General features: G+C 71.4%; 23 protein-coding genes. 13 read left to right on the top strand and 10 right to left on the bottom strand.

All coding sequences use genetic code 11. The annotated features are described in order from the left end of the window. The first annotated feature begins 2 nt into the window (after positions 1-2). A complete protein-coding gene (locus tag QSK31_RS21670; RefSeq protein ID WP_285686076.1) occupies positions 3-455 on the top strand; it encodes a GatB/YqeY domain-containing protein in 453 nt (150 codons plus the stop codon). A 52-nt stretch (positions 456-507) separates the two neighbouring features. On the opposite strand, the gene QSK31_RS21665 is transcribed toward QSK31_RS21670, so the two are convergent. Next, positions 508-2,922, bottom strand: a complete 2,415-nt coding sequence (locus tag QSK31_RS21665; protein ID WP_285686174.1) for a transglycosylase domain-containing protein — start codon at positions 2,920-2,922, stop codon at positions 508-510. Positions 2,923-3,243: 321 nt separating this feature from the next. Here QSK31_RS21665 and QSK31_RS21660 point away from each other — a divergent pair, with 321 nt between their 5' ends. After that, the gene (locus QSK31_RS21660) at positions 3,244-3,546 is read left to right on the top strand and encodes a WhiB family transcriptional regulator (protein ID WP_285686075.1); all 303 of its coding nucleotides are present in this window, start codon (positions 3,244-3,246) and stop codon (positions 3,544-3,546) included. Positions 3,547-3,558: 12 nt separating this feature from the next. Here the strand turns inward: QSK31_RS21660 and bagB are convergent, their stop codons facing one another. The 3 genes from bagB to QSK31_RS21645 all read right to left on the bottom strand — a co-directional run bounded on the left by bagB (position 3,559) and on the right by QSK31_RS21645 (position 7,031). Continuing rightward, positions 3,559-4,704 carry an ATPase BagB gene (bagB, locus tag QSK31_RS21655; protein ID WP_502872990.1) on the bottom strand — a complete coding sequence of 382 codons (1,146 nt, stop codon included), beginning with the start codon at positions 4,702-4,704 and terminating at the stop codon, positions 3,559-3,561. 25 nt (positions 4,705-4,729) lie between these two features. Further along, positions 4,730-5,689, bottom strand: a complete 960-nt coding sequence (bagA, locus tag QSK31_RS21650) for an ATPase BagA (RefSeq protein WP_285686074.1) — start codon at positions 5,687-5,689, stop codon at positions 4,730-4,732. A gap of 76 nt (positions 5,690-5,765) precedes the next feature. After that, the gene (locus QSK31_RS21645) at positions 5,766-7,031 is read right to left on the bottom strand and encodes an Rv0361 family membrane protein (RefSeq protein ID WP_285686073.1); all 1,266 of its coding nucleotides are present in this window, start codon (positions 7,029-7,031) and stop codon (positions 5,766-5,768) included. Between the two features lie 112 nt (positions 7,032-7,143). On the opposite strand from QSK31_RS21645, the gene sp36 reads away from it, so the two are divergent. From sp36 to QSK31_RS21620, 5 genes are all read left to right on the top strand, one after another. After that, entirely contained in the window at positions 7,144-7,299 is a 156-nt protein-coding gene (gene sp36, locus QSK31_RS21640) for a Sp36 family protein (protein ID WP_093619400.1), read from the top strand. 85 nt (positions 7,300-7,384) lie between these two features. Further along, on the top strand, positions 7,385-7,876 hold the full coding sequence (locus QSK31_RS21635; RefSeq protein ID WP_285686072.1) for a RidA family protein: 492 nt from the start codon (positions 7,385-7,387) through the stop codon (positions 7,874-7,876). Between the two features lie 86 nt (positions 7,877-7,962). Next, positions 7,963-8,757 (top strand): MBL fold metallo-hydrolase, encoded by a 795-nt coding sequence (locus tag QSK31_RS21630; protein WP_285686172.1) that lies wholly within the window; start codon positions 7,963-7,965, stop codon positions 8,755-8,757. Beyond that, positions 8,754-12,401 (top strand): adenylate/guanylate cyclase domain-containing protein, encoded by a 3,648-nt coding sequence (locus tag QSK31_RS21625; protein ID WP_285686071.1) that lies wholly within the window; start codon positions 8,754-8,756, stop codon positions 12,399-12,401. The genes QSK31_RS21630 and QSK31_RS21625 overlap by 4 nt, the downstream gene beginning before the upstream one ends. Positions 12,402-12,480: 79 nt before the next feature. Continuing rightward, positions 12,481-13,785, top strand: a complete 1,305-nt coding sequence (locus tag QSK31_RS21620) for a serine/threonine-protein kinase (RefSeq protein ID WP_285686070.1) — start codon at positions 12,481-12,483, stop codon at positions 13,783-13,785. Here QSK31_RS21620 and QSK31_RS21615 read toward each other — a convergent pair. The 3 genes from QSK31_RS21615 to QSK31_RS21605 form a co-directional block, all read right to left on the bottom strand. Next, a complete protein-coding gene (locus QSK31_RS21615; RefSeq protein ID WP_285686069.1) occupies positions 13,728-15,734 on the bottom strand; it encodes an ATP-binding protein in 2,007 nt (668 codons plus the stop codon). The two genes, QSK31_RS21620 and QSK31_RS21615, sit on opposite strands and share 58 nt — an antisense overlap. A 58-nt stretch (positions 15,735-15,792) precedes the next feature. Beyond that, positions 15,793-17,229 (bottom strand): carboxyl transferase domain-containing protein, encoded by a 1,437-nt coding sequence (locus QSK31_RS21610; RefSeq protein ID WP_285686068.1) that lies wholly within the window; start codon positions 17,227-17,229, stop codon positions 15,793-15,795. Positions 17,230-17,513: 284 nt separating this feature from the next. Continuing rightward, positions 17,514-18,191: a Crp/Fnr family transcriptional regulator gene (locus tag QSK31_RS21605; protein WP_285686067.1), complete on the bottom strand. Its 678-nt coding sequence runs from the start codon at positions 18,189-18,191 to the stop codon at positions 17,514-17,516. Between the two features lie 205 nt (positions 18,192-18,396). On the opposite strand from QSK31_RS21605, the gene QSK31_RS21600 reads away from it, so the two are divergent. Further along, positions 18,397-19,575 (top strand): CapA family protein, encoded by a 1,179-nt coding sequence (locus QSK31_RS21600; protein WP_285686066.1) that lies wholly within the window; start codon positions 18,397-18,399, stop codon positions 19,573-19,575. 71 nt (positions 19,576-19,646) lie between these two features. After that, the gene (nth, locus tag QSK31_RS21595) at positions 19,647-20,441 is read left to right on the top strand and encodes an endonuclease III (protein WP_285686171.1); all 795 of its coding nucleotides are present in this window, start codon (positions 19,647-19,649) and stop codon (positions 20,439-20,441) included. Here the strand turns inward: nth and QSK31_RS21590 are convergent. Then, a complete protein-coding gene (locus QSK31_RS21590; protein ID WP_285686065.1) occupies positions 20,422-20,658 on the bottom strand; it encodes a hypothetical protein in 237 nt (78 codons plus the stop codon). The two genes, nth and QSK31_RS21590, sit on opposite strands and share 20 nt — an antisense overlap. A 61-nt stretch (positions 20,659-20,719) precedes the next feature. Between QSK31_RS21590 and QSK31_RS21585 the strand changes: the two genes are divergently transcribed. The 4 genes from QSK31_RS21585 (at position 20,720) to QSK31_RS21570 (ending at position 23,450) form a co-directional block, all read left to right on the top strand. Further along, complete coding sequence (locus tag QSK31_RS21585; RefSeq protein WP_285686064.1) at positions 20,720-21,136, top strand: TlpA family protein disulfide reductase; 417 nt, start codon at positions 20,720-20,722, stop codon at positions 21,134-21,136. Positions 21,137-21,264: 128 nt separating this feature from the next. Next, the gene (locus tag QSK31_RS21580) at positions 21,265-21,948 is read left to right on the top strand and encodes an NUDIX hydrolase (RefSeq protein ID WP_285686063.1); all 684 of its coding nucleotides are present in this window, start codon (positions 21,265-21,267) and stop codon (positions 21,946-21,948) included. Positions 21,949-21,979: 31 nt separating this feature from the next. Beyond that, positions 21,980-23,158: a MarP family serine protease gene (locus QSK31_RS21575; RefSeq protein WP_285686062.1), complete on the top strand. Its 1,179-nt coding sequence runs from the start codon at positions 21,980-21,982 to the stop codon at positions 23,156-23,158. Further along, positions 23,151-23,450: a hypothetical protein gene (locus tag QSK31_RS21570; protein ID WP_285686061.1), complete on the top strand. Its 300-nt coding sequence runs from the start codon at positions 23,151-23,153 to the stop codon at positions 23,448-23,450. The genes QSK31_RS21575 and QSK31_RS21570 overlap by 8 nt, the downstream gene beginning before the upstream one ends. 91 nt (positions 23,451-23,541) lie before the next feature. Here the strand turns inward: QSK31_RS21570 and QSK31_RS21565 are convergent, their stop codons facing one another. Then, positions 23,542-24,129, bottom strand: a complete 588-nt coding sequence (locus tag QSK31_RS21565; RefSeq protein ID WP_285686060.1) for a P-loop NTPase family protein — start codon at positions 24,127-24,129, stop codon at positions 23,542-23,544. 148 nt (positions 24,130-24,277) lie between these two features. Beyond that, complete coding sequence (gene mycP / locus QSK31_RS21560) at positions 24,278-25,504, bottom strand: type VII secretion-associated serine protease mycosin (protein WP_285686059.1); 1,227 nt, start codon at positions 25,502-25,504, stop codon at positions 24,278-24,280. Positions 25,505-25,619: the final 115 nt, after the last annotated feature.

Below are 25,619 nucleotides of genomic sequence, written 5' to 3'. Positions count from 1 at the left end.
CCATGGGAACGCTCAAGGACCGCCTGAACGAGGATCTGCGCACCGCCATGAAGGGCCGGGACGAGCTCACCACCTCGACCCTGCGGATGGCGCTGGCCGCCGTACGCACCGCCGAGGTCTCCGGAACCGCCGCGCGGGATCTGACCGACGACGAGGTCACCTCCGTGCTGTCCAAGGAGGCGAAGAAGCGGCGCGAGGCGTCGGCCGCGTTCGCCGGCGCCGGTCGCGACGATCAGGCGGCACGGGAGATCGCCGAGGAGGAGATCCTCGACCGCTATCTGCCCAAGCAGCTGTCCGACGAGGAGATCGCCGAGATCGTGGCGGGCGCGCTGACGGCAGGCGGCTTCAGCGGCAAGGGGCAGATGGGCCCGGCGATGAAGGCGGCCCAGGCGGCGGTCGCCGGTCGCGCCGAGGGCGGCCGGGTCGCCGCCGAGGTCCGCAAGCAGCTGGGCTGAGCCGGAAAGCAGAGAACCCCCGGGCCGGTGGGCCTCGGGGGTTCTCTTCGCGTCAGTTACGGCGTGGGAAGTTCGGCAGGTTCGGCTGCCCCGGTTTGGGCTTGCCCGGTTTCTCGCCGCCCTTGCCGTTGCTCACCTCGATGGCGATCGGGCTGTTCTTGATCGCCCTGCCGTCCGGGTTGGTCCCGGCCACGGTGCCGGCCGGGCACTTCGAGTCGACCTCGCCGCCGATCACGTACGGGTCGAAACCGGCGCCGGAGAGCCGCGACTTGGCCTCGCCGATCGACGAGCACTCCACGTTGGGAACCGAGCGCTGCTCACCGAGGGTGAGCTTTCTGTTGCCCGGTTTCTTGAAGTTCTCCTTCGGCTTGCCCTTCATGTAGTCGGCAGCCGTCTTGTACACCGCGGGGTTGATGATCGGGTGCTGCATGCGGTCGGTGTGGTTGGCCCAGTCCGGGTTGACCATGAAGCCGGCCACCACGATCGACGTGGTGCCGACGATCAGCGACGCGGTCTTGTCGCGGTCGGTCGTGCCGGACTTGCCGAAGACCGGGTGACCGACGTCCCGCCGGACGTTTCCGGCGGTGGCGCCCTTGCACCGGCCCAGGGCCGACTGGTCACCCAGCGGGCAGCGGGCCGCGTCCAGGGCCGACCGGGCGACCTCGGCCGACGTCGCCCGCGTGCAGTGCGGGTTGCCGACGTCGATCTTCTCGCCCTTCTGGGTCTTGATCTCCTGGACCGGGGTCGGCTCGCAGTACATGCCGTCACCGGCCAGGGTGGCGTACGCGTTCGCCATGTCCAGCGGGGTGGTCGAGGAGACGCCCAGGGTGAAGGCGCCCCAGCCGTGGGCGAGGTCCTTGTTGTTGGCGTACCGGGCGTCGTTGGCCGCGCGGAACTGGATGCCGAAGCGCTTGGCCACGTCCACCACGTTCTCGGCGCCGACCCGCTCCTCGAGCGGCACGAAGAACGTGTTCCGGGACAGTCCGAAGCCGGTCCACATGTTCGTCGGGCCACCGTCGGCGCCGCCGGAGTTCTCCGGGCAGTACTTGTTGGTGCCGGGGCAGGCGGCCGGGCTGCCGTACTCGACGATGTAGTTGGTCTTGGCCATCGGCCCGGCGTTGATCGTGGTGCCGAGCGGCATGCCCTTCTCCAGGGCGGCGACCATGGTGAACATCTTCATGACCGACCCGGCCTGGTAACCGGTGATGTCGCCGCCACCGCTGAACAGCGGGTTCGTGGTGTTCGGGGCGGACCCGCGTTCCTTTTTCCTCTTCTTCGCGGGGTTGGAGGAGATCTTGTTCTGCGGGTGGGCCGGGTCGTCCAGCTTGAACTTGCGGTTGGTCGCGAGGAACTTGACCCGTCCGGTCTTCGGCTCGACGCCGGCCAGCAGGACCGCGTTCTGGCTGGAGTCCGAGATCTTCTCGGTCGCCCGTTTGCGCGCCTGGTCCTGTGCCTTGGGGTCGAGCGAGGTGACGATGCGGTAGCCGCCGCTCTTCAGCTGGCGCTCGCGGTCGTAGTTGTTCACGCCGAACGCCGGCTGGCTGTTCCACCAGCGGTAGAAGTAGTCGCAGAAGAAGCCCCAGCTGTTCTTCACCACCGAGGTGCAGCCGTTGCCGACCCGCTTGATCTGGGTCGGGATCTTCGTGGCGATCGCGTCCGTGTACTCCTTCGGCGTGATCATCGCGAGGTCGCGCATGTTGCCGAGCACCCAGGTCCGGCGGTCCTTGGCCTGCGGGTAGCCGGTCTTGGTGGTGGGGTCGAACGCGGACGGCGCCTTGACCATGCCGGCCAGCAGCGCGGCCTCGGGGACGGTCAGGAGGCTGGCCCGCTTGCCGAAGTAGACCTGGCTGGCCGCGGCGATGCCGTACGCCCCGCCACCGAACGGCGCCGTGTTCAGGTACCGCTCGAGGATCTGCTGCTTGGTCATCTCCTTCTCGACCTGCAGCGCGTACTTCATCTCGTTGACCTTGCGCTTGGGCGTGTCCTTGGTCGCGTCGACGACCTCCTGCGGACTGGTCGCCGTGTACGCCAGCGACATCCGCACGTACTGCATGGTGAGCGTCGAGGCGCCCTGCTGGGACTTGCCGCTGTTGTTGTTCACGAATGCGCGGGCCACGCCCTTGACGTCCACGCCGTTGTGCTTGAAGAACTGGTGGTCCTCGGCGGCGACGATCGCGTCCTGCATGTTCTGCGAGATGTCCTTGAGGCGCACGTCGCTGCGGAACTCGTCATACATCGCGGCGATCTGGGTCTTGCCGTCGCTGGCGTAGACGCGGCTGACCTGAGGGGCCGTCGCGGTCTTGAGCTGGCTCGGGAGCTGCGCGAACGTGTCGCTGCCGGCCTTCGCGGCCAGGCCCGACATGGCGACCGCCGGGAATGCGGCAGCCGCGACCACCACCCCGGCCAGCAGGCCACAGATGAGCAGTGAGGTCGCGTTGGCGAAGATGTTGTGATCGCGTCGGCGCATCCAGGAACTCACGGCATGCAAGTTACCTGAAGGGTGCACGCGATCGCTCGGCGAGAAGGTCACGGTTCGCCCAGAATGATTCTGCACGGTCATCCTGCCCTGCGGGCCGTTTCTGTGGAAGTGGTTCCCCCACATGGTGCGTTCGGCTGGCCCGCATTGCCCGACTGTGCCCGTCTATGCCGATTTTGATGGTGAACGTTGCGTAATCGCCCGACTACAGAGCATGATGGTCCAGCGAGCTATCGCACGACGCCTACGCGGGCTCAGGGGACACATGAGCCCGCGGCGTCAGGGGGTAAAGGCAAGGGGGGACGTTTACCGATGGGAATGATCAGCGACTGGCCCAGCATGGCGGCGTGTCAGAGTGGTGATCCTGACGCCCTGTTCGTGCAGGGGGCCGAGCAGAACGTGGCGAAAAGGATCTGCCGCAGCTGCCCGGTTCGCTATGAGTGCCTCGCCGACGCGCTGGACAACCGCATCGAGTTCGGTGTCTGGGGCGGGATGACCGAGCGGGAACGCCGCGCGCTGCTGCGCCGCCACCCGCACGTGGCGAGCTGGCGCAAGATGTTCGAGGCCGCGCTCAAGGAGAAGAACGCCGACAAGGTGCTGGTCTCGGCAGGCTGACCATCGTGGGCGTCACGGCTGCCCGGCCGTGGCCAGGGCGGCGCCGATCGTCCGCAGTCCGTCGACATCATGCACGTCGGTGGGCTGCGCCGTGACCGCCGCCATGGGCACGGCCGGGAACGCGTCGGAGAAGGTCGCGGCGACCCGCGTCTCCCGCTCCGTCTGCCGCAGCAGAGAAGCGTGGATCCGCAGAGCGTCGGCGGTGACCTCGTTGCCGTCCGTCTCGTCCAACGCGGCCGCGGCCCGCTCGGCCTCGTCGGCGGTCAGCCCCGGCAACTCGGAGCGGTGCACCCTGTTCAGCACCAGGCCGGCCAGCGGCATCCGCTCGGCGACCAGCCGCTCGGCGAAGTAGGCGGCCTCCCGCACCGCGTCCCGCTCGGGCGAGGCGATCAGCAGGAACGCGGTCTGCGGGTCCTGCAGGATGCGGTACGTCTCGTCGGCGCGCTGCCGGAAGCCACCGAACATCGAGTCCAGCGCGGCCACGAAACCGGACAGGTCGGTCAGCAACTGCGCTCCCAGGATCTTCTGCACCGCCCGGGAGAACAGCCCGAACGACGCAGTGACCAGCGAGAACACGCTCCGGCCGCCGGACCGGGCCGGGGCTAGCAGCAGGCGAAGCATGCGCCCGTCGAGAAACCGGGACAGCCGGGCCGGCGCATCCAGGAAATCCAGCGCCGAACGCGACGGCGGGGTGTCGACCACGATCAGGTCCCACTCGTCGGTGCCCTGCAGCTGACCCAGCTTCTCCATCGCCATGTACTCCTGAGTGCCGGCGAAGGTGGAGCTCATGGCCTGGTAGAACGGGTTGGCGAAGATCTCCGCGGCCCGCTGTGGCGTGGTGTGCTCCTGCACCACCTCGTCGAACGTCCGCTTCATGTCCAGCATCATGGCGTGCAACTCGCCGCCGGTGCCCTCGGTGTCGATGCCCTTCACCTGCCGGGGGGTGTTGTCCAGCTCGGTGAGGCCCATCGACTGCGCCAACCGGCGGGCCGGGTCGATGGTCAGCACCACCACCCGCCGGCCGTGCACCTCGGCGGCGCGCACACCGATCGCGGCGGCGGTCGTGGTCTTGCCGACGCCGCCGGAGCCGCAACACACGACGATCTTGGTGACGGGATCGGCCAGCATCGCGTCGAGGTCGAAGCGCGCAGCGGTCACCACCCGAGCGTAACCAGTCCGGTGCTCAGTCACCCATCAACGCCTCGGCCAGCGCGTCCAGCCCGTCCCGGTCCACCCCGCGGGCGAGCAGCGGCAGCTCGACCATCGGCAGACCCAGCTCGGCCAGCTCGGCGCGCAGCGATTCCTCCAGCCCACGCCGGGTCAGGTGCGCCTTCGCCTCGTCCTGGAGCACCGCGACCGTGCCCGCGTCGGCGGCCAGACCGGCGGCGGTCAGACCCCGCTTCAGCTCGGCCTTGGTGACCTTGCTCTCGCCGAGCAGGGGCGGGCGTACGCCGTTCAGAATGATCCGCCCGATCGAGATGTCCAGGGCCCGCAACTCGGCGATGGCGTCCAGACTCTCCTGGACCGGCATCTCCTCCAGCAGCGTCACCACGTGCACCGAGGTGATCGGCGAGCGCAGCAGCGACGCCACGCCCTCGCTCTGCGTCTTGATCGGGCCGACCTTGGCCAGCCGCGCGGTCTCCGCGGTCACGTTCAGGAAGCGGCCGATGCGCCCGGTCGGCGGCGCGTCGAGCACCACCGCGTCGTACACCCGGCGGCCGTCCCTGGCCCGGGTGGTCGACTCCTTGACCTTGCCGGTGAGCAGCACGTCCCGCAGGCCCGGGGCAATCGTGGTGGCGAAGTCGATCGCGCCCACCTTGCGCAGCGCCCGCCCGGCCGCACCCAGCCGGTAGAACATCTCGAGGTACTCGAGCAGCGCCTCCTCGGCGTCCACCGCAAGCGCCCGCACCTCGCCACCGCCCGGCACCTGCGCGATCCGCAGCTCCTTGTAGGGCAGCGGCTCGGCGCCGAAGAGCTGTGCGATGCCCTGCCGGCCCTCGACCTCGACGAGCAGAACCCTGCGCCCGCCCTCGGCCAGGCCGAGCGCGAGCGCCGCCGCCACGCTGGTCTTGCCGGTCCCGCCCTTGCCGGTCACCACGTGCAGGCGCGCGGGCCAGCGCGAGGTCCGCTGTTGGTCACCCATGCTTTCGACTGTACGTACGCGCGGTCACCGGTTACCAGGCGGCTGCCGCGGAGCGAAGCGACGCCAATCAGCTCAGTCAACCGCTGATCTCGCAGACCAGCCAACCGGACTTGCGTACGGTCGTGAAGGTCAATGTCTGCTGGGCGGTCTTCTCGTCCTCGGTCGACATCGTGAGCTGCACGGAGACCGTGGCGCGTTCCTCGGTCTTGCCGTCCACCGCCGGTTCGTCCCAGCGGAAGCTCGGCGCGTCGTACTCGGCGGCATAGCCCTTGATCTGCTGCACCTTGGCGTTGATCTTGTCCTTGTCGCGCGCCTCGCGGCAGACCAGCTCGCCGGCCGCGCTCGCGTCCTGGCGGGTGTAGACGGCGGTGAGGAACTCGTTGACGGCCGTCCCCGGGTCGGGCGCGCCGCTCGCGTCGCTGTCCCGCAGCAGCAGGTAGGCCGACGCCGCGCCGCCACCGCAGAGCAGCAGCGTGGTGGTGAGCGCCACCGAGATCCACAGGCCGCTGCGCCGGCGCCGGTCGCCGTCCTCGGCCTTGAGCTGCACCTCCCACGGCTGGGCCGGCGGCTGTGGCACCGGCACCGAGGCGGCGCCGAGCAGGGACGGGATCTGCACCTCGGCCGGCGGCGAATGCTCGAACGCGAGGTGCTCGGGCGGCCGGTGCTGCCACTCGCCGGCCTTCTCGTGCTTGGCGTGCCACGGGCCGTCCGGCACGGGCTGGTGCCAGGTGGTGTCCGCCTCGGCCGGCACCGGCGCGATCGGGGCGGTGTCATCGGAGCGCACGGCGGGGATCTGGGCGGTGTCGTCGGCCCGCACGGCCGGGATCTGCTCGGTCTGATCGGAGACGACCGGGATCAGCTCGGTGCTCGCCTCACCCGGGGCCGGCGTCCCCGAGGTCGAGCCTGGCGCGGCGGCCGACGCTTCCGGGGTCGAGACCGGCGCGGTGGCCGACGTTTCCGGGGTCGAGACCGGCGCGATGGCCTGCGTTTCCGGGGACGGGCCCGGCGCGGTGGCGGGCCCGTCCGAGGGCGAGCCGGGCGCGGTGGCCTGCGGCTCCGGGGTCGGGCGCGGCGCGGTCGCCTGCGGTTCGGGGAACGAGCCCGGCATCGGGAACAGGGCCGGCGCTGTGGCGGGGAACGAGCCCGGAGGCGGGAAGGCCGCCTGGGTGGCGTCCGGGCCCGCATCGATGAAGTCCGCCCCTGCTTGCGGGGCGGACTCGTGTGGCGGTTCCGGAGCGGGCACCGGCTCGGGCGGCGGGATCGGCTGCGGCGGATCCGGCTCGGGCGTCGGGACCGGCTCAGGCTCCGGATGACTGGATGCCGGGTTACCGGTTGCCGTCATCGGTGCCCTCCGTCCTCGGCGGTCGTTGTGACATCGCGCTCAGCCTAACCAAATCGGGACATGCGCGAGCCCTAAGCTGTCGCGGTACCCGAATCGAAGGAGCACATCGACGATGCAGAAGTGGGAATACGTGACCGTTCCGCTGCTGGTCCACGCGACCAAGCAGATCCTGGACAACTGGGGTGAGGACGGCTGGGAGCTGGTCCAGGTCGTGCCCGGCCCCAATCCGGAGCAGCTGGTGGCGTACTTGAAGCGGCCCAAGTCGTGACCGCCTGCACCGAGCGGCACACGCCGGCGGCGAGAAACGGCGCCGCACGCGAGGGCCAGATGGGCATGACGGAGGAGGGTTCAGCGTGACGGCACCTACGCCGGTTAGTGGTGACGGCGGGGCGGCGATCTACGCCCGCCTGGCCGAGCTGGGCCTGACCCTGCCGCAGGTGGTGCCTCCGCTGGCCGCCTACGTGCCGGCCGTGCAGTCCGGCAACTACGTGTACGTCTCTGGCCAGCTTCCGATGGTCGAGGGCAAGCTCCCGGCCACCGGCAAGGTCGGCGCCGAGGTCACCGCGGCGGACGCGGCCGGCCTGGCCCGGATCTGCGGTCTGAACGCGCTGGCCGCGATCGACGCTCTGGTGGGCCTGGGACGCCTGGTGAAGATCGTGAAGATCACCGGTTTCGTGGCGTCCGCGCCCGGGTTCACCGGTCAGCCGGGTGTGATCAACGGCGCCTCCGAGCTCTTCGGTGACGTGCTGGGCGAGCTCGGCCGGCACGCGCGGAGCGCGGTCGGCGTGGCTGAGCTGCCGCTCGGGGCTCCGGTCGAGGTGGAGGTCATCGCCGAGGTCGCCTGAGCTCGTGTGCGTTTGTGCACGAGACTTGACCGAAAGTGACCGGATCGCACATCCGGTCCCTGCCGGGTCGCGCGAAGCGACGTACCATCCGTGACGTGGGTGGTGCAGCTCAGGACGGTTTGCCCGGCTGGGTGACGCTGGTGCGTGCGCCCAATCCAGGCCCGATGACGCTGGACGGCACCAACACCTGGGTGTTGCGTGCCGCGGGCGCCGGCGACGCGGTGGTGATCGACCCCGGGCCACTCGACGACGGGCATCTCGCGACCATCGCCGAGCACGCGCCGGTGAGCACGATCCTGATCACGCACGGCCACGGCGATCATGTGGCGGGCGCCGCCAAGCTGTCTCGGCTGCTGGGCGGCGCTCCGGTGCGTGCTGCCGACCCACGGCACTGTGTGGACGGCGACCCCCTGGTCCCGGGCCGGCTGACACTGGCCGGGTTGGAGCTCGAGGTGCTGGCCACGCCCGGTCACACGGCCGACTCGGTGTGTTTCGTGACCGACGACGCGGTGTTCACCGGCGACACCATCCTCGGCCGGGGCACCACGGTCGTCGCACATCCGGACGGCGACCTGGGCGCCTACCTCGACAGTCTCGACGTGCTCACGGCGTACCCGAGGATTTTGCTCCCGGGGCACGGCCCGGCGCAGGAGGACTGCGCGGGGGTCGCACGGGCCTATCTCGCGCATCGCCGCGAGCGGCTGGCGCAGGTGCGCGCGGCGATCGCGGAGGGTGCGGACAGTCCGAAGGCCATTGTTGACTCTGTGTATCGCGACATTGACCCGAAGATCCGCTTTGCGGCTGAGATGTCCGCGCGGGCTCAGCTGGAATATCTGAGGCGGGAATCACAGCCGGGGTCGCAACAGTTGGACTCCCTGTGACCTGTCCCGTGTGTGGAACTGTGGCTGTTCCCGGTGCCCGTTTCTGCCACAACTGCGGTGCCGCCCTGCCCGCCGCGGCCAGCCTGCCGGCGGCCGAGCGACGCATCGTGACCGTGCTCTTCGGCGACCTCTCCGACTTCACCTCCTGGTCGGAGGACCTCGACCCGGAGCGGGTCGGCGCCGTCACCGACCGGGTGCTCGCCGCGCTGGCCGGCGCCGTGAAGACGTTCGGCGGCCACGTCGACAAGCTCACCGGCGACGGGATCATGGCCGTGTTCGGCGCGCCGGTCGCCCACGAGGACGACGCCGAGCGGGCCGTTCGCGCCGCGCTGAGCATGCAGCGGGCGGTCCGCCGGGTGCTGGACGACGAGCGCGGCGGCGGCGCACCGCTCGGCCTGCGCGTCGGGTTGAACACCGGCGAGGTGGTGGCCGGCATCCAGGCGGCGATCGAGTACACCGTGATCGGCGACACCGTGAACACCGCCGCCCGGCTGGCCGACGCCGCCGCGGTCGGTGGGGTCTACGCCGGCGTCCGGACCAGCGCGGCCACCCGGCACGTGGCGTCCTGGCGGCAGCTGCGCCCGCTCCGGCTCAAGGGCAAGCGCGAGCCGGTCCCCGCGTACGAGCTACTCGGCCTGCACGACGCGCCCGGCACCCGCTCCGGCGTGGGCGACGAGGCGCCGTTCGTCGGCCGGGAAACCGAGCTGGGCCGCGTTTCCGGCCGGCTGACCGAGGCGATCGACTCCCTCACCCCGCGGATCATGGTGATGACCGCCGAGGCCGGGATCGGCAAGACCCGCTTCGCCAGCGAGATCAAGCGCATGGCGGCCGGGTACGACCTGGGCAGCCACAGCCGGTTCGCCGCGCACACCGGCGCCCGGGTGCTGCGGGTGCGGTGCCGCGCGTTCGGCGAGCGCCGCCGGTTCGCGCCGCTGGCCGACCTGGTCCGCAAGTCCGCCGGTCTGCCGAAGGACGTGACCGCGACGATCACCCGGCCGGTGGTCGAGGAGCGGCTGCGCAAGCTGGTCAACCGCCTGGGCCGGGACGGCGAGACGCCCGAGGTGGACATCGACCGGCTGCTCGGGCTGCTCGGCTACGGCGAGGCGCCGACCGTGCCGGTGGGCCCCAACGCGACCGCCGACTGGCAGCCCAGCGGCAAGCGCACCGACGCCGAGGCGATCTCGATCGCGGTCGGTGACCTGCTCACCGCGCTCGCCACCGAGGCGCCGCTGGTCGTGATCGTGGACGACCTGCACGACGCCACGGCCACCACGATCGACGCGCTGGGCAGCACGCTCGCCCGGCTGGACGGGCCGGTGGTGGTGATGCTGCTCGGGCGGCCCGAGCTGGTGCGTACGGCCGGCGCCCTGACCCGGCTCTCCGAGGCTGAGGTGCACACCCTGCCGCCGCTGCGGGGCGCCGACGCCTCCCGGCTGCTCACGTCCTATCTGAACGGTGGCAAGCTGCCGCAGGCCGACTCGGACAAGCTGCTGGCCACCGCGCAGGGCAACCCGTTCTACCTGGCCGAGATGGTCACGTTGCTGCTGGAGCGGGGCGCGCTGATACCCGCGGTCGGCGCCAACGCGGCCGGTCGCTGGCAGCTGGCCGCCGGTTCGCTGGGCAACCAGATGCTCTCCCGGGACCTGGCCGCGGTGCTCGCCGCGCGCATCGACGCGCTGCCCGCCGAGCCCCGCTCGGTGCTGAGGGACGCGGCGGTGGTCGGCGACACGGTGCCAACCGGGGTGATCGAGGCGCTGCGTGAGCGCCGCGCCGCCGGTGACGCCCGGCCCGGCGCGGTGGCCGCGGTCGAGCTCGAGCGGGCGGTCGACGAATTGCTGCAACGCCGCATGCTGCACCGGGTGCGTGGCGGTTTCGCGTTCAGCACGCCGCTGATGCGCGAGGGCGCGTACGCCGGGATCGGCAAGGCCGAGCTGGCCGACAAACACGCCTACCTGGCTCGCTGGGCGGCGCCGGAGTCGGTCACCGAGCTGGGCTACGACGCGGCCCTGCGGCTGAGCCTCACCGAGAACGAGCGGGACGCCTTCGTGGCCACCCACGCCGAGTGCGCGGTGGAGCTCGCCGACCAGGTGCGGCTGCGGGCCGACGCCCCGGCCCGGCAGGTCGGGCCGCTCGGCATGGACGCGCTCAGCCGGCTGGCCCGGCGGGCACTGGCCAACGTGGAGCCCGGCGCGGCCATCGAGTACGGCGAGCGGGCCACCGCCCTGGCCAAGGGCAACCTGCCGCTGACCGACCAGCTGGTCCAGGCCCGTGCGCTGCTGCGGCTGGGACGGGCGGACGAGGCGCTGGCGTACGGCGAGAAGATCGCCGGGACGGCCATGGACGACGCGGTGGCGCGGGCCGAGGCGCTGCTCGTCGCCGGCCGGGCGCACGAGGCGCTGGGCGACATGGCGCGGGCGACGGTGGCCTGGCAGGAGGCCCTGGACGTGGCCACCGAGGCCGAGCTGGCGCCGGAGCGGGCCAACGCGATGCGCCGGCTGGGCATGGCCGACTTCCTGTCCGGGCGGCTCAGTCAGGCGAGCAGCCGGTTCGCGGCGGCGTACCAGGTGACGCTCTCCGCGGGCGACCGGCACGGCCAGGCCTGGGCGCTGCAGAATCTGGCCTGGGTGACGACCACCCGCGGCGACTTCACCGGCACGGACGCGGTGCTCGGCCGGGCCGCGCGGCTCTTCGCCGAGCTGGGCGATCCGGTCGGGCGCTCCTGGCTGCGCGGCACCACCGCGTTCGCCCGGTTGCTCTCCGGCCGCCTCGCCGAGTCGCGCCGCCTCGCCCGGATCTTCCTGCCGTTCGGTGAGCGGGTCGGCGAGGGCTGGGCGGTGGGCACGCTGCGTGCGGTCGAGGCGTACGCGGCCAGCGAACTGGGCGACCTCGGTGAGGCGGATCAGGAGGCTCGCCGCGCGTACAAGGAGTTCAGCGCGGTCTCCGACGACTGGGGGCGTGGCCTGGCGCTGGTGGTGCGCGGGGCGATCGCCCGCGGCCTCGGCCAGTGGGACCATGCCGCCGACCTGCTCGGCGACGCGCTGGGCTACGCCGACCGGACCGGGCATCCGCTGCTGCTCGGCATGGCCGGGACGATCCGCGGCTTCGTGTCGCTGCAGATGGGTGACGTGGCGGGGGCCGAGGCGGATGCCCGCCGGGTGATGTCCGCGGTCGAGCCGCACAACCCGATGGCGCCGGCGCAGGTCGGACCGCGGGTGTTGCTGGCCGAGGCGCGGCTGCGGTCGGGTGACGCGGCCACCGCGGTCGGGCTGCTGGCGCCGATCGCGGGTGACACGGGCGCGCCGTCGCTGCTGTTCTCGCGGCGGCACGCGCTGGCCGCGTACGCATCGGCTCTGCTCGCCGAAGGCCGCACGGACGCCGCGCTGACGTGGGTGAAGCGGGCCCGCGAGGTGTGCTCGGAGGATGTGCGCAGCAGCGTGACGGCCGCCGCGGTACACGCCCGGGTGCTTGCGGCGATCGGATGTCTGGACGAGGCGCGGGTGGCGGCGGACGAAGCGGTCATGCTCGCGTATTCCACCGAACAGGCTGGTGAACGCGTCGGGGCCGAGGAATTGCGGGATGCTTTGGCGCTGCCGATGACCGGTCCGGCGGAATCTGTCATCCTCACGTCTGACGTGCCGGGATGATCTGCTCGGCATCTGGGTTATTTTCATACGCGTGAACGACACCCCGCCTGGCGCTCTGCCCACGCCATACGTGCCAGGCATGTCCGGCTTGTCGGTCATGGCGCGCGGTGGTTACGCCACTGTGTACAAAGCGACCCAGGACTCGGTCGGCCGCGAGGTCGCGATCAAGGTCGAGAACCGCACCCTGGAAAACCCCCGTGACCAGGCCCGATTCCTGCGTGAGGCGCGCGCGGCCGGCCGCATGTCGTCGCATCCGCACGTGGTCGACCTGTTCGACGTCGGTGTCACGGTCGACCAGCACCCGTACCTGATCATGGAACTGTGCGACGGGTCGTACCTCGATCGGATGCGCGTCACCCCGCTCGGCGCGGTCGAGGCCCGTGACCTGGGGGTGAAGATCGCCGACGCGCTGGTGCACTCGCACGCCAACGGGGTGCTGCACCGCGACGTGAAACCGGCGAACATCCTCTACTCGCACTTCAACCCGGCCGTGCTCGCCGACTTCGGGCTGGCCGTGCTGGGCGAGATGCGCGATTCGTCGGTCACCCTCGAGGTCCTCACTCCCGCGTACGCGCCGCCGGAGATGTTCCGCCACGACACCCCGTCCGGCGCCGTCGACGTCTACGCCCTCTGCGCCACGCTGTACGCGGTGATGAAGGGCCACCCGCCGCGCTGGGAGGGCGACCGCAGTCCCAGCCTGATCACGTTGATGGACCTGTTCAACCGGCCCATTCCCGACCTGCCGCACATCCCGCAGTCGATGACCGAGGTGCTGCGGTACGGCATGGCCAACGACCCGCGCGCCCGGCCCACCGCCGAGCAGCTGCGCGAGATGCTCGGCGGCCTGCAGCTGGCGCCGGGCGGACCGCCGCCCCAACCGCCGGCGCTGTACCGCTCGTCGCACAGCTTCGGCACGCCGCGGCCGGTCCCGCCGACCAGCCAGACCCAGCCCGACGAGACGCCGACCGTGCACACCCAGCGCAAGAAGCGCAAGTGGTTCCTCGGCGGCTTCGGCGTGTTCCTGCTGGTCGGCGCGTCCCTGGCGGGCGCCTGGCTGGCTTCGACGCCACCCGCCGGCCTGCGGTCGGTCGCCGGCAAGCTCCGCGTGCCGGTCGCGTCCACCTCGCCGCTCGGGTGGCGGGAGTTCGGGCGTGGCACGTTGCCCGCCGGCGTCGATCCGGCGGACCGGGCCGCGGTGACCGGCGACGAGACCGTGCGTGAGGTGTGCAGCGTGCGCTCGTTCCGGCGGGCTACCGCCGTCGACGATCTGGCCGGCTGGTCCTTCGCGGTCCAGCCGACCGGTCGATCATTCGTGTGCCTGGCGGCTCACTCGGGGTCGAGGACGGCCAGCAACTCGCCGGTGTCCACTTCGGCACCCGGGTGAACCGGTAGCGACGCCACCACCCCCGCGGACGGGGCGTGGACCGGGTGCTCCAGCTTCATCGCCTCCAGGGTGAGGAGCAGTTCTCCCGCCCGTACGCGCTGGCCCGGAACCACCAGCACCCGCCGCACCGCGCCCGGCAGCGGGGCGATCAGCGAACCCTCCGCCGCCTCCGGCGCGGGCAGCGGGAAGCGCGGCACCTCGCGCAACGTGACCGACCCCTCGGGGCTGTCCACATACGACACCTCGCCGACCCGGTGCACCAGGAAGGTCAGCCGGATCCCGCTCACGTCCAGCGCCACCCTGTCGCTGCTCGCGTGCACCACCGTGGTCGGCGGGTGGTCGTCGATCGTCGGCTCCTGACCCAGGCCGGCCAGGTCCAGCTCCTCCGGGTCCACCGCGCGCACCCACCAGCCGGCCAGCTCGCCGTGCCGGTTCATCCGGTAGCCCACCTCGACCGGGCCGGCCGGGCCGTCGTAGACCGCGGTCTGCGAGCCCGACGGCACGTTGCGCCAGCCGCTGGGCAGAGACGCGAGCACGCGGGCGGACGAGCGGCGGGAGGCCGCGCCGGCCAGGGCGGCGGCGAGACAGGAGATGCGTACGGCGTCGACCGACGAGAGCAACGGCGCGAACACCTCGGGGTGCCGGTCCAGGAACCCGGTGTCCACCTCGCCCACCCGGAACGACGGGTGACGCAGCACCCGGACCAGCAGGTCACGGTTCGTCACCACGCCGTGCAGCTGGGCCCGGGCCAGCGCCGAGCCGAGCATCCGGGCCGCCTCGGGCCGGGTCGGCGCCCACGCCACCAGCTTCGCCAGCATCGGGTCGTGGTGCGCGCCGACCACTGAGCCGTCGATCACTCCGGAGTCCAGGCGCAGGCCCGGCTGCGGCAGCGGGCGGAACGAACCGGCTACATCGGGGACGGCGAACCGGTGCAGTGTCCCGGCCGCGGGCAGCCACGCGTACGCCGGATCCTCCGCGCAGATCCGCACCTCGATGGCGTGCCCGCGGATCGGCGGCGGTCCGGGCATCGGCAGCGGGCCGCCCTCGGCGATCAGGAACTGCAGCCGGACCAGGTCGTACCCGGAGACGCACTCGGTGATCGCGTGCTCCACCTGGAGGCTGGGCGTGAGCTCCAGGAAGTGGAAGTCGCCGGACGGATCCAGCAGGAACTCGACCGTGCCGACGCCGACGAAGCCCAGCACCTTGACGCTGACCATCGCCGCCCGGCACAGCTCCTCACGCAGGCCCGGGTCCACCGCCGGGGACGGCGTCTCCTCGACGATCTTCTGGTAGCGGCGCTGCACCGAGCACTCCCGCTCGCCGAAGGGCACCACGTTGCCGTGCGCGTCGGCCAGGATCGGGATCTCGATGTGCCGGGCGTCCTCGACGAACGGCTCGCAGAAGACGTCCGTGCCCACCTCCTGGCGGGTGCTCGCGACCGCCTCGGCCAGCGTGACCCGGTCCCGGACCACACGCATGCCGGCGCCACCACCACCGATGGCCGGCTTGATCAGCACCGGGAAGTCGGTGACCCGGTCGGGGTCGGTGTACGTCGGCAGCACCCGTACGCCCGCCTCGGCGACCCTCTTCTTGCTCTCGATCTTGCTCTGCAGCGTGCCCAGAATCTTCGCCGGAGGTCCCACCCAGATCATCCCGGCGTCCGCGACAGCGGCGGCGAAGTCCGGGTCCTCAGCCATCACCCCGTTGCCCGGATGGACCGCGTTCGCCCCCGCGCGACGGGCGGCGGCGATGATCAGGTCGCCGCGGAGATAGGTCGACGACGGCGAGTTGCCGGGCAGGTGGACGGCGTAGTCGGCCTCCGTCACATGCGGCGCGTCGGCGTCGGCATCGGAATAGACGGCAACCGTCTCGATGCCGACCAGGCGGCAGGTGGCGAACACCCGGCGGGCGATCTCACCACGGTGGGCCACCAACAGACGTCGGATCACTTCTTCAGAGTCTCCTTATTGCAGAGCGGCGGAGCCGCCTCAGGCAGCTCGCTACCTCTCAGGGCCTGAACACGCCCACGTGCTCGGCACCCTGCACGGCCGCGCTGTGCACGGCGGAAAGGCAGAGACCAAGCACCGTACGCGTGTCGCGGGGGTCGATGACGCCGTCGTCCGGGAGCTTGCGCCGCTGGTCCGGCTCCTCGGCCGGCCGTTCCACCGGCCAGCTGAAAAGGAACCGGGGCTCGTACGCCCGGCCGTAGATGCCGCCCAGTTGCTCGGCCGGCGTCGCGCCGATCATCAGCGTCAGATGCGGAACGCCCGACTTCGCCACCGCGTGCACCAGTGGCGCGCCGTGCCGGACGTCGGCCGCCTCCCGGTCCTCGACCTGGGCGTCGCTGGTGTACTGCACGAAGAGCAGGGTGGTGTCGGTCGCGTTGGCCAGCTGGATGAAGTGCACGGCCTTCTGGGTCTCGGCCGGGGTGAACGTGCCGCCGAGATTGGCGACCACGCCGATCGGATAGCCGTGCAGCTCGCCCCACCCGGTCACCACCGCGGTGCCCTGGGTCGGCTTGAACTCGTCGAAGTCGCTGTCGTCAAGGATCCGGGCGAGCACCTCGCGCGGGTCGAACGACTCCGCACCGGCCATCGTGAGCAGGGCCTCGGCGTCGTGGCGGGGCGGGCGCGGGGGTGTGGTGCGCGGGAACGGGCCGCGCTTGCGCCAGTTGAAGCGGCGTACGCACTGCCGGGCCAGCCGCAGGCCGTCACGCTCGTCCTCGGCCAGCTGGTCGGCCGGGCCGGTCACGCCCGCCGGCACGGTCGGCGCGCTGCGGACCTCGGCGCCACGGCCGTTAGTGGCGGCCCGTACCGGCTGAGGGTGGATCGTGAGCACTTTGGCATGCCCACGGACCATGATCGTGTAGTCGGAGAGCGCCGGCAGGTAGGCGGCGTCGCCGTTGGTCGCCCCGAACACCACGCAGACGGTCGGCACCCGGTCGGCGGTGAGCTGGCTCAGGTCGCGGGCGATCGCGCCGCCCGGCGGCGGACCCGTCGGTGCTGCCGCACCGGTCGACTCGACCAGGTTGACCAGGGGGAGACGGTTGACCGCGGCGATCCGGGCCGCCCGCCGGATCTTCTCTACCGTGTACGGGTTGACGGCGCCACCGTCCACCGTCGGATCGTTGGCGATCACCACGCACTCGACGCCCTCGACGACGCCGATGCCGGTCACCACGCTGGCGCCCACCGGATAGCCGGAGCCCCAGGCCGCCACCGGTGACAGCTCCAGGAACGGGCTGTCCTGGTCGAGCAGCATCTCGACGCGCTCGCGCGGCAGCAGCTTGCCCCGGGCGTGATGGCGGGTCACCCATTTCTCGCCGCCCCCGGCCCGGGCCTCGTCGAGCGCCGCCTCGAGTTCCGCCAGGCGCTCCAGCATCGCGGACTTGTTCTGGAGGTAGGCCGGGGTGCGGTGGTCGATCGACGACTCCAGGACCGTCATGATCGACTGCACCGAGCGGCAGAAGCTGGCGCCGAATGACGGCGCCGCAGGCGAGGGCCAGGAGAGCATGACAAAGACAGCTCAGTCACGATCTCACCCCGCTGCGCTGCCCGCCGGCCCGTGCATTGCTCAAGTCCGCGCCCTCTCGCTGTATGTCGTGCCTCTCGACCACCTCCACAACGAGCGTCTGACCGGGTGCGACACGGATCTTGGCGTCCTTCTCCGGGGTGTTACAAATACAAAAAGGCCGCCCGTCTCCGGGCGGCCTTTCTCGTGCTCAGGGGTCAGACGCGGGCGCGGCGGGCCAAGCGCTCCGGGTCGAGAATTATGACGCTCTTGCCATCCAGCCGCAGCCACGCCCGGGAGGCGAAGTCGGCCAGCGCCTTGTTCACCGTCTCGCGGGAGGCGCCGACCAGCTGGGCCAGCTCCTCCTGAGTCAGGTCGTGGGTGACCCGCAGGACGCCGCCGTCCCGGGTGCCGAAGCGACCGGCCATCTGCAGCAGGTTTTTCGCCACCCGACCGGGGACATCGGTGAAGATCAGATCGGCCAGGGCGTCGTTCGTCCGGCGCAACCGTCGTGCGAGCACACGCAGTAACTGCTCGGCGATCTCCGGCCGGTTGTTCAGCCACGGGCGCAGCGACGACTTCTTCAGCCGCGCCAGCCGGGTGTCGGTCACCGCGGTCGCGGTCGCCGTCCGCGGGCCCGGGTCGAACAGGGAAAGCTCACCGAGCATGTCGGACGGGCCCATGATCGAGACAAGGTTCTGCCGGCCGTCGGCCGCCCGGCGTCCCAGCTTGATCTTGCCGGAGAGCACGATATAGAGACTGTCACCCGCCTCGCCCTCATTGAAGACGATGTCGCCCTTGCGGACCTCGATCGTGTCCATCTCCTTGGCGAGCGCCTCGGCCGCCTCCGGGTCAACACCCTGGAAGATCCCGCTGCGCGCCAGCACCTCATCCATCGCCGCACACCTCCACCTGCGCGTTTGCCCGCGCTCGATCAGTCTAGGCGCACGCGGGCCGGAAACAGGCGGGCACCCCTTGATCCAGATCCCGCAGCGTAACCGCTACGGGCCGTCTCGCTCGAAAAACCGTCGCTCTCGGTGACCACCTGTCGGCTGAAAGACCGTCGTCCACGCTTGCTCCCTGACGGTATCGTCGCCGTCGATGAATGCCCACCCCCGGACCGGTCTGTTCGGTCGCCCCGTGCTCACGGTGACCATCGCCGTCGCCGCGCTGGTCGGCGCCGGGATCGGCGGCGTCGCCCTCGCGGGCCGGGACAAGAACACCGACCCTCCCCAGTGGCAGCCGGCGCCGGCGGCGTCCACCCCGCGCTCGTCGGCAACCCCCCGGAAAGAGTCGGCCGAGGTGCCCGCGGCCGAGGCGATCTCCCTGTCGGCCACCGGGGACATCATCATGGGCAGCGCGCCCAGCAAGCTGCCGGTCAAGGGCGGCGACGGCTTCTTCGACTCGGTCGCCGACGAGCTCAAGGCCGACCTGGTCATGGGCAACCTCGAGCAGCCGCTCACCGGCGACACCGGCTCCTCCAAATGCGGGTCGCCGCCACGCGACAACTGTTTCGCGTTCCGGGCGCCGCCGTCGTACGCGAAGCATCTGAAAAAAGCCGGCTTCCAGCTGCTCAACACGGCGAACAACCACTCCAACGACTATGGGCGGCAGGGCTACAAGAACACCGCGGCGGCGCTCGAGGCCGCCGGGCTCCGGCACACCGGGGCTCAGGGTCAGATCACCGTCGTCGAGGTCAAAGGCGTCAAGGTCGCGGCGGTGGGCTTCTCCTCGTACGCCGGGGCGAACAACCTGAACGACCTGGACGCCGCGCGTGACGTGGTCGCCAAGGCCGCCGACCAGGCCGACCTGGTCGTCGTGCAGGTGCACATGGGCGCCGAGGGATCGGACAAGAACCACGTGCGCTCCGGGCACGAGCTGTTCTTCGGCGAGGACCGCGGCGACCCCAAGGCGTTCAGCCGGGCGGTCATCGACGCCGGCGCCGACGTGGTGGTCGGGCACGGCCCGCACGTGCTGCGCGGCATGGAGTTCTACAAGGACCGGCTGATCGCGTACAGCCTGGGCAACTTCGCCGGCGGCGGCAAGACGCTGTCCAGCACCGGCGTCCTCAAGTACGGCGCGATCCTGCACGTCTCGCTCGAACCGGACGGCAGCTGGGCTGGCGGCAAGGTGGTCTCCACCTACATGAACGCGGCCGGTGTCCCGACCGCCGACGAGAACGGTAAGTCCCGCGATCTGATCGCCGACCTGTCCGCCGACGACTTCGGCGACTCGGGGGCGAAGATCGGCGAGGACGGATCGATCTCCCCGCCGGGGTGAGTTCTCCTGTCGTACGGGCGACGTATTCTTTGTCGGTGACTCCGCCCCCCGCCGCGCCTGCCGCCGCTCTCCTGGCACGCTCGGCCAAGCGTTTCGCCGGCGAGACGCCGATCGGGCGCAAGCGCCGGGCCCGCAAAATGGCGCGCGAGCTGGCGGAGACGCACCCCGACGCGCACTGCGAGCTCGACTTCACCACGCCGCTCGAGCTGGCCGTGGCGACCATCCTCTCCGCGCAGACCACCGACGTCCGGGTCAACGAGGTCACGCCGCGGGTGTTCAAGAGGTATGTGACACCCGCCGACTACGCGGCCGCCGACCGCGGCGAGATGGAGGAGGTCCTGCGGCCCACCGGCTTCTTCCGGGCCAAGACCGACTCGCTGATCAAGCTGGGGCAGGCCCTGGTCGATCGGTACGACTCGGAGCTGCCCAGCAAGCTGGACGACCTGGTCAGCCTGCCCGGCATCGGCCGCAAGACGGCCAACGTGATCCTCGGCAACGCGTTCGACGTCCCCGGCATCACCGTCGACACCCACTTCCGGCGCCTGACCAACCGGTTCGGCTGGGTCCACGAGGAGGACCCGGTCAAGATCGAGTTCCAGGTCGCCGACCTCATCGAGAAACGCGACTGGACCATGCTGTCGCACCGGGTGATCTTCCACGGCCGCCGCGTGTGCCACGCCCGCAAGCCGGCCTGCGGCGCCTGCACGCTGGCGCCGATGTGCCCGTCCTACGGCACCGGGCCCACCGATGCGGCCGGCTCGGCCAAGCTGCTCAAGGGCCCCCGGGCTCGCGAGCTGGCCGTCCACGCCGGCGTCGACCCGTCCCTGGTCCCCGCCGCCGCGATCGTCACGCCGGAGGCCCCGTGAGGCGTGGGCCGCGATGGCTCGCCGCACCGATGGTGCTGGCGATGGCGGCATGCACCTCCCCGCCCCGGACCTCGGCCACGCCCACGTCAGAGACCCCGTCGCCGTTCGACGACTGCGCCACCTTGAGCGCGGCGCCTCCCTCCGCGGCGCCCGCCTCCTCGCTTTCGCCGTCGTCCTCGACCGCGCCCGCGTCCTCCCTTTCGCCGTCGTCCTTCACCGCGCCTGCCTCTTCCGTCTCGCCGCCGTCCGCTTCCGCGTCGCGTGGGACAAAACGGGCGGTGACTCTGCCTGAGCTGTCGTTGCCGTGCTTCACCGGTGGGCAGGAGGTCGCGCTGGGCTCCCTGCCCGGGCCCGCGGTGATCAACATGTGGGCGTCGTGGTGCGGGCCGTGCCGGGATGAGCTGCCCGTCGTACAGCGGCTGGCCGATCGGGCCGACGGCCGGCTGCACGTGCTCGGGGTCGACGTCGGTGACAGCCGGGAGGCGGCCGCGTCGTTCGGCTCGGGCCGGGGGGTCACGATCCCCACGCTGTACGACCGGGACCGGCGGCTGCTCGCCGCGCTCGGCAAGATCAACCTGCCGGTGACGGTGTTCGTCGACTCGGCCGGCCGGGCCGTCGTGCATCCGCTGCCGGTCGACGCCCGGGAGCTGTCCGAGCTGACCCGCACCCACACCGGCGTGACGGTGACGCCGTGACTGAGCTCGCCCGCTTTTACCTCGGCGTGACGGTGACGCCGTGACTGAGCTCGCCCGCTTTTACCTCGGCGTGACGGTGACGCCATGACTGAGCTTGCTCTCTTTGACGCCGGTGTGACGGTGACGCCGTGACTGAGCTGCCGGACTGGTGGGAACCGTTGGTGAGCCGGACGCCTTCCCTGCGTACCGAAGACTTCACCACCCTGCGCGCCCCACGCGGCGAAGGGCGACCCAGCGCCGTGCTCGTGCTCCTCGGCGAGGACCGGCCCGGCGAGCCCGACCTGCTCGTGCTGCAGCGCGCCGCGACCATGCGCAACCACGCCGGTCAGCCCGCCTTCCCGGGCGGCGCGGCCGACCCCGGCGACGCCGACCCGGCCGCCACCGCGTTGCGCGAGGCCGGCGAGGAGGTCGGGCTCGACCCGGCCAGCGCCACCGTCCTCGCGCTGCTGCCCGAGCTGTACATCCCGGTCAGCGGCTTCGTCGTGACGCCGGTGCTGGCCTGGTGGCACGCGCCGCACCCGGTGCACGCGTGCCAGCCCGCCGAGGTGGCCCGGGTGGAACGGCTGCCGGTGGCCGAGCTGGTCGACCCGGCCAACCGGCTGCGGATCCGGCATCCGAGCGGCTGGATCGGCCCGGCGTTCCTGGTCCGCGACATGCTCGTCTGGGGTTTCACCGCCGGTGTGACCTCGACCCTGCTCGACCTGGCCGGCTGGAGCCGGCCGTGGGACACCGACCGTGTCGAGGACCTTCCGCAGGAGGCCGCGCCGGTTCCGGCCGGGTCCGGCGGCGCCCCCGACGAGGTTGTCCCGTGAGCGAGTGGCCCCTCCCTTCTACGCTGAGTTGGTGCACGTGGTCGATGCGATCCTGATCCTGCTGATGCTGGTCTTCGCGATCAGCGGATACCGGCAGGGTTTCGTCATCGGTGCCCTGTCGTTCGGCGGCTTCTTCAGCGGCGCGCTGATCGGGCTCCAGGTCGGCCCGCTGATCGCCAACCAGTTCGCCGACGGCGCGGTCCGCGTCGTGGTGTCCCTGGTGTCGATCTTCGCGCTGGCGGTGCTCGGTCAGACGCTGGCCGGCTGGTTCGGCACCCGGCTGCGGCGGTCGATCACCAGCAAGCCGGTGCAGCGGATGGACGACGCGGGCGGCGCCATGGTGTCGCTGATCGCGGTGCTGCTGGTTGCGTGGCTGGTGGCGATCCCGCTGAAGTCGACGTCGCTGCCCTGGCTCAACCGCGAGGTGCGCAGCAGCGCGGTGCTCGACGGCATCAACACACTGATGCCGCAGGAGGCGCAGGCGCTGTCCTCGGCGCTGCGCAGCACCCTCGACACCAACGGTTTCCCCGAGGTGTTCAGCGGGCTCGCCCCGACCAACGCCCGCGAGGTGGCAGCCCCCGATCCGGCCCTGGCCAAGTCCCAGGTCGTCGTCAACAGCCGCCGGTCCGTCCTCAAGATCCTCGGTACCGCGCCCAGCTGCTCCCGGCGCATCGAGGGCTCAGGCTTCGTGTACGCCGACGAGCGCGTGATGACCAACGCGCACGTGGTGGCTGGCACCCGCGAGGTCGAGGTGGAAACCTCGAACGGCCGCCTGGACGGCACGGTCGTCGTCTACGACCCGAAACGCGACCTGGCCGTCATCTACGTGCCCGGCCTGCGGGCGGCGCGGCTGAACTTCGTGGCCAAGCCGGCCGCCACCGGCCAGAGCGCGGTCGTGCTGGGCTACCCACTGGACGGACCGTACGACGCACAGTCGGCCCGGGTCAGCGACGTGGGCAACGTGCCCGGTCCGGACATCTACGAGGCCGGCGAGGTCAACCGCGAGATCTACACGATCCGGGCGCTGGTCCGCAGCGGCAACTCGGGCGGTCCGCTGGTGGCCCCGAACGGCCAGGTCCTCGGCGTGATCTTCGCCGCGGCGGCCGACGACCGGAACATCGGCTTCGCGGTCACCGCCCGCGAGGCGGCGGGCGTGGCCCAGGCCGGCCGCGACCGCACCCGCGGCGTCCGCACCGGCGACTGTGCGTGACGGGCTGCCCCGCATCAAGCGCGCCCTCCGGGCGGTCAGCGCGCAGACCCGGGCCAACGCCCTCCAGTCACTCGGCCACCACGCCCGCCTGCATCGGGCGATCGACGCCGAGTCGGTCGACCTCCTGCGCCGGGCCCTCACCGACCGAACCGTGCTCGGCGGCTGCCAGATCCGTGTATATGCGGACAATGCCGCCAGCGACGTCGGCATGTTCGCCCCGAGGTGTGCCCTGCCTCGCTGGCTACGCCGCCGCCACGCCGGCCCGAGGCCGAACCTCACCGGCTCGCGGTAGAACATCACCGGCCTGCGGTAGATATCCGGCGGCGCGTCGTCGCATGGCTAGAACTGATCGTCAGATGAAGCGAAGGCGACCGCCGTCTCGGCTAATCGCCGTTCTGGTCCGGGCCTGCCGCACGGTGAAGCGGACCGGCCAGCCAGGTGGCGACCTCCCGCCGATTGCGCAGCCGGACAACCCGGAGTTCCGGGCGCTGGGCCAGGAGGTCGGCGATCCGATCGGCCGCCCGATGGTGCGTGGTCCAGGCCCAGCGGACGATGTGCTCGGCATTGGTGAAGATCGTCCATGGTGGAGGTTCGCGGTTGCCGTTGAAGATCGGCTTGCGGCCGACCTGCCGGGCAACGGTTCGCCGGATGACCTGTGCCATCACGACAGAACGGCGCAGATCAAGCCAAACCACCAGATCCGCCCGGGCGGCCATGCGTGGGCGCACTAGGCTGTACTGCCATTCCGCGACCCACTCCGGCTGTCCGATCAGAGCATCGACGTCCGCTTCGAACGATGGTCTCGGCACCCAGTCGGGCCCGTGATAGAGCGAGTCCATCTCGGTATGGGGAACCCTCAGAGCCTCGGCGATCCATCCGGCGACCGTGGTCTTGCCCGCGCCGGACGTCCCCGCGACCAGCACCCGCGACGGCCGGCCGATCAGCTCGTCGGTCGCGCTGAGGATCGGCATCCGATGACGTTAACGCCAGACGGTCGAGGCGCGGTGCGGCGCTCCCGGTCGAGGGAGAAAGGCCGGCAGGGAGACGCGATGGCCGGGGAAGCGAGAGTCCGGTGACGTGGGCGGTCCGGTGACGTGGACGGTCAGGTGACGTGGACGGTCAGGTGACGTGGGCGAAACGGCGGACGATCAGGATCCCGACGCCGGCCGAGAGGGTGAAGAAGGCGGCCGCCGCCCACCAGCCTCGGGACTTCTTCTCGTCGTCGGCGGGAGCCGCTGTCACGACGGAGCCGGCGTTCTTGCCGGGGGCCCGGTTGCTGTGGGCCGCGTCGGCCAGCTTGTCCGGGGCGGACTGGGCCGAACCAGACACGCGCGCGGCGCCCAGGCGGGCCACGCCGGGCGGCGGGGACGTGTCCAGCGGGTTCCCGGCCACCGCGGGAATCTCCGCGGTCAGGGCGCCGGTCGGGTCGACCAGACCGAAGCCGTACTTGTCGTCGCGGCCCTCCGGACCCCGGTCGCGGGCCGTCCTGATGATGCGGTTGACCACCTCGCCGGCCGGCATCTCGGGCCAGCGGGAGCGGATCAGCGCCGCCGTCCCGGAGACCATCGGCGCGGCGAAGCTGGTGCCCTGCACGTTCCAGTAGCCGGTGGGGCGGGCGCCGACCAGCTTGGTGGCGGGCGCCGTCACCACGGTCTCGGCGCCGGTGATCGAGCCGGACCAGAGCACGTCGCCGGAGCGTTCCATGCCGGCCACCGCGAGCACGCCGGGCTCGCGAGCCGGGTACCACACACCGCTCGACGACGAGGCGCTCGCGTTGCCGGTGCAGGCGACCACCACGACGTCCTTGGCGAAGGCGTAGTCGATCGCCGCCGCCAGCGCCGCGCTGCTGCCGCTGCCGCCGAGGGACAGGTTGATCACCCGGGCGCCGTGGTCGACGGCCCAGCGGACACCCTTGGCCACGATCAGCGCGTCGTTGTACCGGTTTTCCTGGTCGAGGACGCGAATCGGCAGGATCTTGGCCTTGGGCGCGATGCCGACCACCCCGGCGTCGTCGTCCTTGCCGGCGATGATCGCCGAGACCGTCGTGCCGTGCCCGACCAGGTCGGTGTCGCCGTCGCCCTTGTCGTCCACCAGGTCCAGGCCGGTCAGCACCTGGCCCTGGAGATCGACGTGCCGGGCGTCGACCCCGGAGTCGATCACGGCGACCGTGACACCGGCGCCCATCGACCAGTTCCACGCACCGGTCACGTTGAGCGTGCGCAGATGCCACTGCTCGGTGCGGACCGTGTCGTCGGCGAGAGCCGCCGTTGCGGGCAGCCCGAGCGCGGCGAAGAGGCCGGCGACAACACCGGCGGCCGCACGCAGGCAACGCCCGCCGGCGGTCAACAAAGCGCACCACCACGCGGGATGCGCGTGGCGGAGCAGTAAGTCGCGGAACCCTGGGGGGAGGTGCTCGCTGCGCTCACTGGTCGATGACGCCTATCTGGTGAGGTGAACGGGG

This window comes from Actinoplanes sp. NBRC 103695 (assembly GCF_030269485.1).
GTDB lineage: Bacteria > Actinomycetota > Actinomycetes > Mycobacteriales > Micromonosporaceae > Actinoplanes.
This window is presented reverse-complemented; position numbering and strand designations above follow the sequence as displayed.